Annotated in this window: 7 protein-coding genes; 3 read left to right on the forward strand and 4 right to left on the reverse strand. The window is 53.5% G+C overall.

What is annotated here, in order from left to right:
- Positions 1–392: 392 nt before the first annotated feature.
- Positions 393–686, reverse strand: a complete 294-nt coding sequence (locus tag SH678x_RS11700; RefSeq protein ID WP_496918630.1) for a GYD domain-containing protein — start codon at positions 684–686, stop codon at positions 393–395.
- Positions 687–1,186: 500 nt separating this feature from the next.
- On the opposite strand from SH678x_RS11700, the gene SH678x_RS11705 reads away from it, so the two are divergent.
- The gene (locus SH678x_RS11705) at positions 1,187–3,343 is read left to right on the forward strand and encodes a serine/threonine-protein kinase (protein ID WP_496918631.1); all 2,157 of its coding nucleotides are present in this window, start codon (positions 1,187–1,189) and stop codon (positions 3,341–3,343) included.
- Positions 3,344–3,446: 103 nt separating this feature from the next.
- On the opposite strand, the gene SH678x_RS11710 is transcribed toward SH678x_RS11705, so the two are convergent.
- The 3 genes from SH678x_RS11710 to SH678x_RS11720 all read right to left on the reverse strand — a co-directional run bounded on the left by SH678x_RS11710 (position 3,447) and on the right by SH678x_RS11720 (position 11,937).
- Positions 3,447–9,842, reverse strand: coding sequence for a beta strand repeat-containing protein (locus SH678x_RS11710; protein WP_496918632.1), 6,396 nt, complete (start codon positions 9,840–9,842; stop codon positions 3,447–3,449).
- Between the two features lie 11 nt (positions 9,843–9,853).
- Complete coding sequence (locus tag SH678x_RS11715; protein WP_496918633.1) at positions 9,854–10,867, reverse strand: DUF1559 family PulG-like putative transporter; 1,014 nt, start codon at positions 10,865–10,867, stop codon at positions 9,854–9,856.
- 77 nt (positions 10,868–10,944) lie between these two features.
- Positions 10,945–11,937, reverse strand: coding sequence for a hypothetical protein (locus tag SH678x_RS11720; RefSeq protein ID WP_496918634.1), 993 nt, complete (start codon positions 11,935–11,937; stop codon positions 10,945–10,947).
- Positions 11,938–12,272: 335 nt separating this feature from the next.
- On the opposite strand from SH678x_RS11720, the gene SH678x_RS11725 reads away from it, so the two are divergent.
- Both SH678x_RS11725 and SH678x_RS11730 read left to right on the forward strand, forming a co-directional pair.
- Positions 12,273–12,908, forward strand: a complete 636-nt coding sequence (locus SH678x_RS11725) for a sigma-70 family RNA polymerase sigma factor (protein WP_496918635.1) — start codon at positions 12,273–12,275, stop codon at positions 12,906–12,908.
- A 146-nt stretch (positions 12,909–13,054) separates the two neighbouring features.
- Complete coding sequence (locus SH678x_RS11730) at positions 13,055–13,825, forward strand: PEP-CTERM sorting domain-containing protein (protein WP_496918636.1); 771 nt, start codon at positions 13,055–13,057, stop codon at positions 13,823–13,825.
- Positions 13,826–13,864 lie beyond the last annotated feature (39 nt).

Consider the following 13,864-nt stretch of genomic DNA (forward strand, 5'->3'; position numbering starts at 1 on the left):
GAGAACGCCAATCCGCCGCAAGAGCAGCCAGAGAAGGTTCTAGCTCAATGCTGGGAATGCGGCGAAACCAAAATGTGTTTCGAACACATCGTCTGCTGTACGGGAACCCATTTCCACACATGCCCGGAGTGTCGTAAAAAAATCGAACACAGCGCGCCCAGCGATATGGCGCGATTATTACCAGTGTTGCCTGCTTCATGATCGTAAAGCGTTACCGAGATCGTGAGGACAATCACAATGACAAGTGCGACACGGTATGGATTCTCCGCTGACATTCATCACCCGTAAAAGATCGTCAACCAAATCGTCGATTCGATAGGTGTCGTCCCACAAATGAACTCCTTGCCTGAAATCCATCGACAATTTTCCACAATGAGCTACTGATCTCGATCTTATTTCAGCTTCGCTACAATCTTGTCCATCTCCGCCCCCGTAAATGCTCGGACTGTGGACGTTTGGACGAACCCTTTCCCTGCCAGATGGAGGAGTGAGCTGGTGACAGTCTCATCGTCGGGAGCTTCGAGAATCAATACGCCGTCATAGTCGCCTAAGGTCCAGTAAATGTCCTTGACCTTCACACCAAGTTTCTTGGCGGCGGCTTTGAAGGCATTGGCACGTTTCGTGGACTCACCAATCTCTTGAATGCCTTCGGCAGTAAAGTTGATGGTCGTGATAAACGTAGCCATGACTACTCTCCTTGAAAGACCCGGAAAACGGAAACAATAATATATCTAATAATCTGACGCCATTTCCTACCCAAACAAAATTTTCCTTATTCAATCCCCGTTTGCCGTTCCATCGATACGCAACTAAGAATCCCCTTTTGTCGAGGCGCTACAGTAGACAGTCAACATACTAAGTCAATAGAACGCTTAGACACCATTTCCGAAACGAGTGATCAGGCTGAGTACGACTCGATACGTGGTCAAAGCCAATATTCTCACGGATCGCTGGTGATGGGAAGACAACGCAGTCAGGCCCTCTAGCCTCCTAGATTGACCATCAGCTTTCCCGGTGGTGATTCAAGCCGCGTCTACTCGCTTCGGCTACGGCCTAACAACCAAATCGAGCCAGTCTAGATACTACCCTGAAACTAACTTAAATTTAGAGTGAGTAGGCGACGGCAGGTCAATCATGACGAACACAGATTTTTAAAGCATTTTAAAATTTGCTGGTGAGTACAAGCATGAATTCAAAGCCAGAGGGTAGCGAATCGCGAATCGACCACGTCTTGGCAGAGTACTTAGCTCGCCTTGACAAGGGTGAGAGTGTGGACAAACAGGCACTTCTCAAGGCTCATCCCGAGCTTGCTGAAAGGCTTCAACAGTTTTTCAGACTGGTTGATGGTATCAATCATCAAGCCCATGCCGGTGGCCAAGATCAACCAATTGATCCGGATGAAACTCAGCTTCACACCTCGGGACTAGGGGGTGAATTTGAATGCAATCCAGGGTCTGATGCAACTGTCGATCATACGCCGGGTCGCTCGCGAGGGCTGCACATTCGTTGCCCGCACTGCAGTAACGGCGTGGAACTCTTGGCTGATACTCCTTTTGAAGAAATTACCTGCCGCTCGTGTGGAAGCACTTTCAATCTGGCAGTGCGCGAGGAACAGACCTCGGCGGCGACAGCGCTCCAGCGCGTCGGCCGTTTCGAGTTGGTATCACGATTAGGAGTCGGTGGCTTTGGCACGGTGTGGAAAGCTCGCGATACGGAACTCGATCGCGTAGTTGCCGTGAAGATCCCACGAAAAGGCCAGTTGAGTTCGCTTGAACTCGAACAGTTTTTTCGTGAAGCCCGTTCCGCGGCACAGCTCCGTCATCCCAATATTGTTCCCGTCTACGAAGTGGGCAAAGAAGGCGACACGATCTTTATCGTCTGTGCCTTCGTACGAGGCGTCTCTCTGGCGGACTTGCTAACAAGTCGACGGCCAGATTTTCGAGAGGCGTGCCTCATTACTCAAACTATTGCCAACGCCTTGCATCACGCTCATGAACACGGGATTATTCATCGCGATCTCAAACCGTCGAATGTCATGCTCGATCAAGCTCAAGTGCCATACTTAATGGACTTTGGGCTCGCCAAGCGTGATGTGAATGAGATCACGATGACCGTGGAGGGTCAAATTCTCGGCACACCAGCCTATATGTCCCCGGAACAAGCGATGGGACATGCCCATTGGACCGATCGCCGCTCGGATATTTATTCTTTAGGAGTCATGTTCTTCGAGCTTCTTACGGGCGAAAAGCCGTTTCGTGGTAACGCACAGATGCAAGTTCATCAACGCCTGACCGAAGATGCTCCCGATCCACGCACGCTCAATCGCCACATCCCAAAAGATCTGGCGACCATTTGCATCAAATGCATGGAACGCGACCCCAACCGTCGTTATAACACCAGCCAGCAGGTTGTGGATGAGATCGGTCGCTATTTGAACGGCATGCCGATCCTAGCCCGGCCTGTAAGTCGTACGGAAAAAATCGTTCGTTGGTGCAAGCGTAAACCAGCACTCGCCACGGCCGCCGCTTTGACGACGATTTTGGCGATCGCCGGCCCCGCGACGGCCTATCGCATCGAAACTCAGCGCGAACGCTTAGCGGACTTGGTTGATGAAAAGGACGATCTTATCCAGCAGATGTCTGCCGAGAAAGAAGCTAACGTCAATCAATTATCGGTTCTCGAACAAGACCTGAAGCTATACACAGGCACGGCGAACCCTTGGGATATTTGGCCTCTGGAGCGCGAGAAGGGACCGAAGACGCAACTTCTCGACCAAGTTTATAAGTCGCACTACCGACACGCGAACGAAACATTCAATAAGGAAACTTACAGTGAACTGGACAAGGCCTTCGGCCAGCTTGGGTTGGCGATTCTTGCCGAACAAGTTCAGCAACCCCTAGAAGCCAGAAAACATTACGAAGCTGCCAAGTTGCTGTTTGAAGAAATTCCGGCGAGATCGCCGGACCAAGCCGAGGTACTGCTAGCGCTGGCGGATTGCCATCTCGGTCTCAGTCGATTTTATAGTCCGTCAGAGAAAGCGAAAGCCGAGGAAGAACTGCGCGCGGCGACCGAAATCTATCAGCAAGTTGGCCGAGCCCAACCCAAGAAACTCAGTTATGAAGCCGATCAACTCGATGCCGAAATGCGACGGGCCGTGTTCGCGGGTGCCCTGGCGGCACAACAAAACTTGACGCAATCCGTGATGCTTATCAAGAACATGGTTAAGAAATGGCCCACGGAACCGAGGGAATTCTACGCGCTGGTGGCTCAAGTGGCGAATGTAGACAATCCCCATCAGGGGCAGCCAACTCCGTCACCCGAGAATCCGTCACCTGAGAAATAGTTAGGGAGCAGGAACTCCACGATGTAGGGAACGCTGTCCCTGGCGTTGCGTGAATAGCGAGACGCTTTCCACCCAAACAATGGAACGCCGTGGAGGGCGTTCCCTACCGTTTCCCGAACAAGTGATTGCGTGACGGGCGTGGCGCGATTACACACACGATGCTCACAGCCGCCAAAAGCAGCATTGAGGGCTCCGGCACATTGATCGAGTAGGCTTTGATTCTGTGAGTGAGTTGCGCGACGGGCATGCCCAGTAAAGCGGCGAAGTTGTCGATATCGTCGACGTCCAGGTCGTCGTCGCCGTCGAGACTTTTCGAATCGGCCGAAGCGCCGTACAAATCGCTATAGGCCCTAGGTTCGGTCAGGGCCATGGCAAAGGCGGCCACGTCATCGGTACCAAAGCCATTTTCAAAGTTAAAATCCCCTTCATGGAAACCGTCCGTCGATAGGGCCACCAAGTCAGGTGAGATCTGCTCGATACTCAAGCGGAAATACAAATCGTTATCGTTGCCGATGACCTCGAAGGAACTCAGGTCTTCCGTGATGGTTTCGGCCGTAAGTATCTGGATGCTGTCGCCCGCTTGGATCGTGCTACCCGTAATGTCGAGGGTGAGGGAGCCTTCCAAGATGGCCTCGCCGGTGACGGAAATTGTGTCGCGGATGGCCTCACTGGTGGCTTCGATCACCAAATTACCTTCGGCTGTTAGGTCGAGATCGCCATCGATGTCGAGATGCCCCACGGAAAAACCCGGGGCAATCGTGCCACTGGTGACGGTGAGCGTGCCGACAGAGGTCTCACTCGACAAGTCAACCAAGCCATTACCTTTGAGCAGGCCTCCAGCAAGGGTGACTTCAGATGTGGCAAGCGTGCCTCCATTCATCGCAATCACGCCGTTTTCGTCAATCGTCACATCCAACGTGGAGGAAAGATTTCCGCTGATGTTCGATGGCGTGCCACTGCCGATCTGAACAGTGAGATCCTCCGTGCCTCCTCCAACCGTCAGCTTGGCGACTAAGGCGTTGGCACTCACGATTTCCACTTCCTGAGCAGTAGCGGTCAGGTTTTGGATCGAGATGTCGTTGACCAAAGCCGGCAAGACTGGGGCACCAGGATTGTCAGTATCTTCCCATGTGGTAACGCTATCAAACCAGTTGGCCGTTGTATTGGTCGCGTCATCAAACACGACGTTCAACTCAGTGGGCACAAAACTCAGTCGAGCACCTTGATCTGGCCCCGAAGTGATGTATTCGACATCGACAGTGAGATTGGGATTGATGAGGCTGAGTCCGGGAGCCACCACCGCGCTGAATTCGCCCGTCACGCTGCCAGCTGTCAAGAAATTGATAGGCGGCAATCCCAGTGTTGGTCCCCCCGAGGATTTCAAGGGATCGATCACGGGGACTTCCAATCTTCCGCCAAGCATAGCCGCGCCAGTCACCTGCAGTTGGTCGTGATCGGTGCCGGGCACCCAATCAGGCATAGCCATCGTGCCTGAGTAGGAAGCAACCTCGATCTCGAGCGAGCCATCAGCCGCTTGCGTGTAATCGCCGGTGATCGTGAGAATTCCAGGAGAATTGCCGGGACGAACACTCCCGCGGTTGATGACGTCACCGTCAATGGAGCCGCTTCCTGAAATTAGTCCGTCACCCACAACTTGGAGAGTGCCTCCAGTGTTCGTCGTCGCACCCTGCCCAACCGTCACGATACCTGTTCCGTCGGTGAGCGACAAATTTCCGCCCGGCCACAGATGTAGCCGCTGACCAACGGATAGACGACCATTAGTGGTGACTTCGACTGTGCCTGAACCGCCAGAGGAAACACTATCGCCACCAATATAGAGATCTTTCTCGACCGACCAACGAGAGTTCAACCCGTCGATCGAAACGATACCAGATGAACCTGCGATCTGAGCAATCTCGCCACCCACGGACGCCATCCGGCCACCCAGGTCGACAGTGACTTCCCCCGCTCCTTCGGCTCCAACGATGATTGAGCCTTTGGATTCAAACTTCGAACCGGTACCGGTGATGGTTAAGAGCGCGGCATCGTTGGGGCTGGCGGCCGCACTACTGCTTATGGTAGATGTTGCAGGGCTCGAAGCGAGAAACCGGCCGCCGTTCTCAACGTGGATTGAACCATCGGTGAGTACCTCGAAGCTGTCAGTCACCAACGTTCCGCCATTGACATCAATCACACTGTTGTCGGCTACCTTGACGCCCGTCAGAGCCGAAAAGTTGCTGCCTGGTCCAATAGCCAAGGTGAAAAGTTCGGCACTGCCCGAGACTAATAAATTATGGACGAATACATTCTGGGTCACGTCCACGCGCTGCGGCGCACCGGCAAGGTTATCCAGCAAGACAATGTTAGCTCCGCTAGGAGTTCCTCCCGCGGACCAATTCGCGATGTCCGACCAATTGGAGTTTGCTGTCGATCCCTGGAAAAGATTGGTACTAGTGGGCTGCACGAAACGAAGTTTGATCTCGGTAGCACTCTCGACAAGCTCTAAACCCAGTCCGCCACCGGCGGTCGCCAGGTTTGGCGAAGAGAGCGTTTCGAATTGCCCTGCGATTGAGTTCGCAGCAAACACTGTGATTTCTTGATTAACACTTGGCACGAAACCATCGGGCAAAGTTGCGTCGAGCTGGCCAGCCAAGTTCGCTGCACCGCCAACAGTCAACTCACTAAGAGAGAGGTTGACCTCCAAAGTACCCGCTGATTCTTGGGTGAAGTTACCCAAGAACTCAAGCGACCCAATAATGTTTCCTGCGCCAACTGTGCCACGATTGGTCACGTTGGAATCCAGAGAGAAGGTCCCATTTCCAAGCAGACCTCCATTTTCGACGATGATCTCGGGGACTGTGATCGTGCCTCCGCTAGTTCCTCTCAACTGACCGCCGGAGCCAATCACCAGACTCGACCCGACACTTAGCAGCCCTCCGGCACGCACCTCCAAACTCACGCGACCGCTGGGATCACCACTCACGTCACCGAGAATCAGGTTGTTCGTCACGTTCCAAGTGCTATTTTCAAGAATGCCATCCGTTACCAAGCCAAGATTTGCAAGCAACTGCGCTGTTGATGTTGTCAACGTCGCTCCCCCGGTGACCTGGAGATGAGTAACATCAACGAGGTTGAAAGCGCCGTCGACTTGGACATCGGCACCATAACCGACGATAAAATCACCGGCATCTTGTTGATAGTCCCCCAACACATGCAGGGACCAGCCACTGTAGATCGCCGTAGAGCCGTGGGTCGTCAAACTGCTCAGCGTCAGGTCAGTGCCAGCGTTAACGTCGCTCAAATTAAGCTGAAATTCCCCCGCTTCGATAACGCTACCGGCTCCATTGCCGACACTGAAACTCCCGTCCAGCAGATAGAAGCTCGGGCCGGTGTAATGGAAGGCTCCTCCCACCTGCACATCCGCACCATCTGTCACACTAAAGGAGCCGCCGGTCTGGGTATAATCGGTCAGTACCTGAAGTGAGGTCCCCGGCTCGGCGAAGATCACATTGTTGCTGGCCGTGAACGTGTTGACTGCGATCTGGGAACCGCCACGCACCTGGACCAACCCGCTTGTCTCAATCGAACTGCCCGCCGGGTTGCCCACGGCGCTGAGCGTCGCTCCGCCGGTGACCAGAAGTTGAAAGCCATCAACGAGGTTGAAAGCGCCGTCCACCTGAACATCGGCACCATAACCCACGATAAAACTACCGGCATCCTGCTGATGGTCACCAAGCACGTGGAGGGACCAACCACTGTAGATCCCCGTGTCGCCATGGGTCGTCAAGCTGCCGAGCGTCAGATCAGTACCAAAGTTAGGGTCGTTCGCGTTAAGGATAAATGTATCCGCCTCAATCGAACTGGCCGCTCCATTGCCCACGCTGAAACTTCCGTTCAGCACTTGGAATCTCGAACCGGTGTAATTGAACGCGCCGTCGATCTGGACGTTGGCGAAATCCGTCACATCAAACCAGCCGCCGGTCTGCGTGTAGTCGGTCAGCACATGGAGCGAAGTCCCAGGGTCGTCGAAGGTCACATTGTTGCTGGCCGTGAACGTGTTCACCGCAATCTGGGCACCACGCACTTCGGCCCACCCGGTCTCGATAGAACTGCCTGCCGGATTCCCCAAGGCGCTAAAGGTCGAGCCATCGTAGATATTGAAAGAACTTCCATTGACGAGATTGAAGGCGCCGTCAACCTGAACATCGGCGTTGTGCCCCACGGCGAAATCGCCGGCGTCCTGGTAATAGTCTCCCAGCACGTGCAGCGACGTACCATTGCCGACCACAGTGTAACCATGCGTCGTCAAGGTGTTGATCACTAGGTCAGTGGTGCCCTGGTTAAGGATAAATGTATCCGCCTCAATCGAACTGGCCGCTCCATTGCCCACGCTGAAACTTCCGTTCAGCACTTGGAATCTCGAACCGGTGTAATTGAACGCGCCGTCGATCTGGACGTTGGCGAAATCCGTCACATCAAACCAGCCGCCGGTCTGCGTGTAGTCGGTCAGCACATGGAGCGAAGTCCCAGGGTCGTCGAAGGTCACATTGTTGCTGGCCGTGAACGTGTTCACCGCAATCTGGGCACCACGCACTTCGGCCCACCCGGTCTCGATAGAACTGCCTGCCGGATTCCCCAAGGCGCTAAAGGTCGAGCCATCGTAGATATTGAAAGAACTTCCATTGACGAGATTGAAGGCGCCGTCAACCTGAACATCGGCGTTGTGCCCCACGGCGAAATCGCCGGCGTCCTGGTAATAGTCTCCCAGCACGTGCAGCGACGTACCATTGCCGACCACAGTGTAACCATGCGTCGTCAAGGTGTTGATCACTAGGTCAGTGGTGCCCTGGTTAAGGATAAATGTATCCGCCTCAATCGAACTGGCCGCTCCATTGCCCACGCTGAAACTTCCGTTCAGCACTTGGAATCTCGAACCGGTGTAATTGAACGCGCCGTCGATCTGGACGTTGGCGAAATCCGTCACATCAAACCAGCCGCCGGTCTGCGTGTAGTCGGTCAGCACATGGAGCGAAGTCCCAGGGTCGTCGAAGGTCACATTGTTGCTGGCCGTGAACGTGTTCACCGCAATCTGGGCACCACGCACTTCGGCCCACCCGGTCTCGATAGAACTGCCTGCCGGATTCCCCAAGGCGCTAAGCGTTCCGCCATTGTAGATATTTAAAGAACTGCCATTGATGAGGTTGAAGGCGCCGTCGACTTGGACATCGGCACCATAACCCACGGCATAATCTCCGTTGTCCTGCTGATAGTCACCCATCACGTGGAGTGACCAACCACTGTAGATTCCAGTAAAACCATGCGTCGTCAAGCTGCCGAGCGTCAGATCAGTGCCAGCGTTAATGTCGCTCAAGTTGAGTTGAAATTCCCCCGCCTCGATGGCACTGGCAGCCCCATTGCCTACGCTGAAACTTCCGTCCAGCAGTAAGAATCTTGTACCCGTGAAATTGAACGCGCCGTCGACCTGGACATCGGCGAAATCCGTCACATCAAACCAGCCGCCGGTCTGCGTGTAGTCGGTCAGCACATGGAGCGAAGTCCCAGGGTCGTCGAAGGTCACATTGTTGCTGGCCGTGAACGTGTTCACCGCAATCTGGGCACCACGCACTTCGGCCCACCCGGTCTCGATAGAACTGCCTGCCGGGTTGCCCACGGCGCTGAGCGAGGCACTACTAGAAATTAGGAAGCTAGTAACATCAACGAGATTGAAAGCTCCATCAACTTGGAGATCGGCATTGTTTCCCATGAAAAAACTGCCGGCATCCTGCTGATAGTCACCCAACACTTGCAGGGACCAACCGTTGGCGACAGTGGTGCTGCCATGAGTCGTCAGGGTGTTGAGGGTTAGGTCACCACCTGGGCCAGCAGCCCCCAAGTTAAGTTGAAAGTTGCCCGCCTCGATGGTGCTGGCAGCTCCATTGCCGACACTGAAATCCGACTGTAGCAGGTAGAAGCTCGAGCCGGTGTAATGGAACGCACCGCCGATGTCGACGCTCGCACCGGCTGTAAGACTAAACGAGCCATTGGACTGTGTGTAATCATTGAGTACCTCCAGGGAGGTCCCAGGTTCGGCATACGTCACGTTGTTGCTGGTAGTGAACGTGTTGACCGCAATCTGGCTCCCGCCGCGTACTTGGCCGGAACCCGTCCAGTTGAGTAAATCGTTCACCACTAAGTCAAAAGCTCCGGTAATCGTCCCGCCCGAGAACGTCAGGTCTTCGAGGGTGATATTCTGATCGAGCGTCACCGTACCGCCGTTGATGACCGCGTTGTAGTCGTTCCCCCCATTACCGTTATTGGGGAAGAGTGGATTGGTACTCCATCTTGTGGAGTCACTCCAATTCCCCGTCGTGCTGTTCCAGATGGATGTCACCTGGGCAACCGCCGAGCTAGGCAAAAGCGATTTCAAGGTCAACAGCAGCAGCCAGAGAATGGTGTAGCGCCTGAGATAAAATCGTCCTTGCGTGGGAATTTTGTTCATGTCGCAATTCGCTAAGGTAGTTTATCCACCACTTCACCACCATCCTTGGTGGCCATGGCCTGGAAGGTCGTAAAATTTATCGCATCGTTCAAAAAATGCACACTGCCGTCTGCGTAGCCGAAGTGAGCGCCGCCAGGGTGTCGGCTGGCAAACGGAAGCTCATTGAGGCGCATTTTTCTGTCGGCTACAGGGACGGAAAAGTCGAATTTGTAATAGCCGAACTCGTTGTGATCGGCGTTGATCGGAAAGACGATGTTGTTGGCCCCGCCCATGCCGATCTCCGCCGTCGGAATAAAGTCGCTCAGCGATGGAGCACGCCCTGGCGGGGGAGTGATGCCGTACCAAATGGCCCCTTCCATCCAGTGCTTGAAGATGTAGGTTCGCTCGCCGATGGCGAGAGTATTCGAGGTGCCGTCGGTGATTTGACCGATCCGCGTATTGCTCTCGGGAAAGAAGATGCCGTTGGTATAAATATCCCCGAACTTGACGTCTTCGAGGTCGATATAGTCGCTAGTGGTGTTGGCTCCCGCGACAGCCGAGTAGTGGGAATTCTTCCCGATGTTGGGATCGCTTGATGGCGGATCCTGCGAGGGGCAGACAAAATCGCTCAAGCTCGTCGTCTTGTGGGTGTCACTGAGGGCGCCCCCATTTGTCTGGGGGTCGATCTCGTTGTAGATGTTGCCGAGCTCAACAAACGGCAACAGGAGCACCCGCCAACTCACGCCGACTTTGTCTTGTTGGAGATGCAGCCGCGTTCCGGGTGGGAAATGTTTGTACTGCGTATGGTAGTTTTGCAGCCCGAGGCCGATCTGCTTGAGATTGTTGGTGCAATGCGAACGGCGGGCCGCTTCACGAGCCGCCTGGATCGCCGGCAGCAAAAGAGCCACCAGCACGCCGATGATCGCGATTACCACCAACAGCTCGACGAGCGTAAAACCGGACAAATTTGAGATGCGAGATGTGTGATTGATGATGTCAGAAGAGTCGTTGTCGGTGGCAGAAGTTCTGCGCGCGCGGCGATTCATGCGTTCCTGACGTTTTCTGACATCCAATATCTTACATCTCAGATCACACATTTCCGGCTCTTGTTAAACTCGAAGGGTCAGCGCGAACCTCGAGCCAGGCGGGGATTCATCACCATTGAGAGGAAACTTAGCAGCACGGCCGTGGCTGGTTCAGGGATATGATTCAAGGCAGCCAACGCGCCGCCATTATAAGTACCCTGCCAAGCGGCCAAATTGGTCGGACTAAACGGAACCGGCGATCCGCCCCGCTGCCAAACTAGAAAATCGCGGCCATCGACATCATTATCGTCATCAAAATCTGCAGTCGGAGTATTATTGGAGACAGCAATATAGAGGTCGGCGGTCGCGCTATCCTTGTTTCTTTGTGTGTTCGCATTGAGAGCCGTATCGCTGACCCAGCCGAAAACGACATTGGTCGCCGACGAACTTTCGCCCGTGTGATTGATGCCTTTCTCGCCAATCTGGAGACGGATCTCTGCCGTACCGAGTACGCCGTGCAAGGAGTAATTGACACTGCCCAGTAACCAAGCGTTGGCTCCAGGATGGTAAAGCGGATCATCAAACAAGTCGGGGGTCATTCCTTGTTGTACCCCATCACTGGCCGGACCAATGCCTTTTCCCAAACGGGCAACACCAAAAACATTGAGCCCCTTCAGACTGTCCGTGGCAAGGCTGGCCCCCGTGGGCTCATCAACGAACTCCCAACGTACGATCGGAATAGACATTTGGCCCCCAGTATTGCCCAAGACCGGATTAAAGGCTTCGACCGACGAAGTGTTGGAAGCGTTAAACGACACCACGCTGGTATTGGAAGAGACGACTGTCAAGGACCAGTTTTCGAGCGTCTTGGTAGCCGTGGGCCTTGCCCAAATGTAAAAAGTTCCTACTGTGGCGCTGGGTAGATGCGTAATCGTTGGTATGTCACCCAAGCTGGCAGGAGGTGTGGATCCCGCCTCGATACACCCTTGTGGAAGCGGAAGACATCCGCTAGTCGAAAGCCAGAAGTTGGCCCCCAAGGCTGGCGAAAAAGCGGCCAGATAGCAAGCCAAAGCTAATGGAATGCGCAGCATCTCGGTACTCGAACTTAGAAAGTGAATCAATCAGCTACACCGACGCCTGAACAAGTATAGTTGTGGCCAAAATCCCCCGCAATCGAACGGTTCGACCCCCCGACAGGGTGTTTCGGGCGTTTTTTTGAAGATTTAGTGAGTAAGCCAGCTCTATGTTCATAGTTCTAGGCACGGCTGGCGCATTGCATGACCGAGAATTCTTGGATGTTTTTATAAATTTCCTGTGCCGATGCCTTGCATGCCAATATTCTCCCTACTGAGGCCAATCAAGATTTTGATTTAACCGTTGCGGTTCTACATAACATTTTTAGTGCCTTTTTCTATTGGGTGACCACATGGAAGAGCGTTCCACAGGGTCTGACTTTTTGACGCAAGGGCTGACCGTGGCACTGATGGCAGCGAAGAACGATCAGGAACAGTTGAAGGGACTGTTAGACTTGTGTCGGCCATTACTGTTGTTAATGGCCCGCCAATCCCTCGGGCAAAAGATTCGTACCCGTGAGGGGGATTCCGACGTAGTGCAAATTACCGTCATCGAGGCCCACCGGGATTTCTCCATGTTCCAAGGTCGCACGATAGCAGAGTTTTTGAGCTGGATTAAACGTCTGCACAAGAACAATATTTTGAATCTTGTTCGCTATCATGAAGCCGACAAACGCGATTTTCGACGAGAGGCAGATTTAGCCAAAGCCAATGAGAATGATATCAGCTTGTCGTGGTATGCCATGGCCAAGACAGCCCCACCTGAGGCACAACTCCTTAAGACCGAAAAATCGCTCGCCCTGGCCGCCGCGATCGCACGGCTCCCGGAAGCCCAACGCAACGCCGTCACCATGCGTCATATCGAGGGGCTCACTCTAGAAAGTATCTGTCAGGTAATGGATCGATCACCCGCCTCAGTGGCTGGTTTATTACGTCGCGGCCTGGGTGCCTTGCGCCAACAAGCAGGGAATGAATCAAGCTGGTTTTAGTAGCGCCTTCCCAAAAATACTTGCAATATAAAAAACCTCTGTTATGTTGCCCATGAAGCATCGAGTGGCTTGACTCGTTTTCAGTCGGAATCGCTCCATTTTCAACTCAGTTGTTCCCTATTAGTTCTATCTTTAGGAGTACGCTAATGACGCAACCTCAGCTTGAAACAACAACCTTGGCGACCGCCAATATTCCGACTATGGGCAAAAAGAAACGCCGTTCCTCCAAGTTGTCCAAAGCGGTTCGCAACTTAGGTGCCGCGGGCGCGGGCGTCACGGCATGCTACGTTGGAGTGGCCTCTGGTGCCCCCATATCTGTACCGATCAATCAAGATCTTACCTTCCCCAGTTCTTCTATTCCTCAATCGTACTCTTTTGACCTAAACAATGATTCTCAGACGGATGTCGAGCTATTCAGCTCTGATTTCGGTGGAAAGCTTGCTCTATCGTTCAAATCTCTGTCTGCGTTTCCTTACTTCGACACGACTGCCTTCGATGAAGTGAGTGAACTCAGTACACCTTCAGGCTCGACAACGACCGAAGCTGCTAAAGCTTTTGAGTTTGGTGAACTTATTTCGGCCACTCCTGAATTCCAATCTCAGCCAGCTCTTTTGGCTTTCAATTTGGATTTTTCAAATGGCACGGGAGACGGTCATTTCTTCAACTCTGCAGGCCCTCGAATTGCAGGCTTTACATTCTTGATTGATGGATCGTCCCACGCAGGGCAATTAAGGGGGAGCATCAGTCTTCTAGAAAATGAGACAGCCGTTTTTTCTCTCAAAGATTTCATTTATGAGTCTCAGCCCAATGTCAATCTCTCTGCCGTGCCAGAGCCTGGTACCGGTGCTCTGGCGCTCTTGGCAACAGGAGTCGCGGGTATAGCGATACGGAGACGTGTTGGAAACAATGTTCATTGATCACTGAATTAAGTAATTGTTGGCTGATAGACTAGACTG

The sequence above is a fragment of the Bythopirellula superficialaquae genome, assembly GCF_059632245.1.

Excerpts from the sequence above, each read along its gene's own strand:
- SH678x_RS11725 (WP_496918635.1), top strand. The coding sequence starts at position 12,273 with ATGGAAGAGCGTTCCACAGGGTCTGACTTTTTGACGCAAGGGCTGACC.
- SH678x_RS11710 (WP_496918632.1), bottom strand. The coding sequence starts at position 9,842 with ATGAACAAAATTCCCACGCAAGGACGATTTTATCTCAGGCGCTACACC.
- SH678x_RS11705 (WP_496918631.1), top strand. The coding sequence starts at position 1,187 with ATGAATTCAAAGCCAGAGGGTAGCGAATCGCGAATCGACCACGTCTTG.
- SH678x_RS11730 (WP_496918636.1), top strand. The coding sequence starts at position 13,055 with ATGACGCAACCTCAGCTTGAAACAACAACCTTGGCGACCGCCAATATT.
- SH678x_RS11700 (WP_496918630.1), bottom strand. The coding sequence starts at position 686 with ATGGCTACGTTTATCACGACCATCAACTTTACTGCCGAAGGCATTCAA.
- SH678x_RS11720 (WP_496918634.1), bottom strand. The coding sequence starts at position 11,937 with ATGCTGCGCATTCCATTAGCTTTGGCTTGCTATCTGGCCGCTTTTTCG.
- SH678x_RS11715 (WP_496918633.1), bottom strand. The coding sequence starts at position 10,867 with ATGAATCGCCGCGCGCGCAGAACTTCTGCCACCGACAACGACTCTTCT.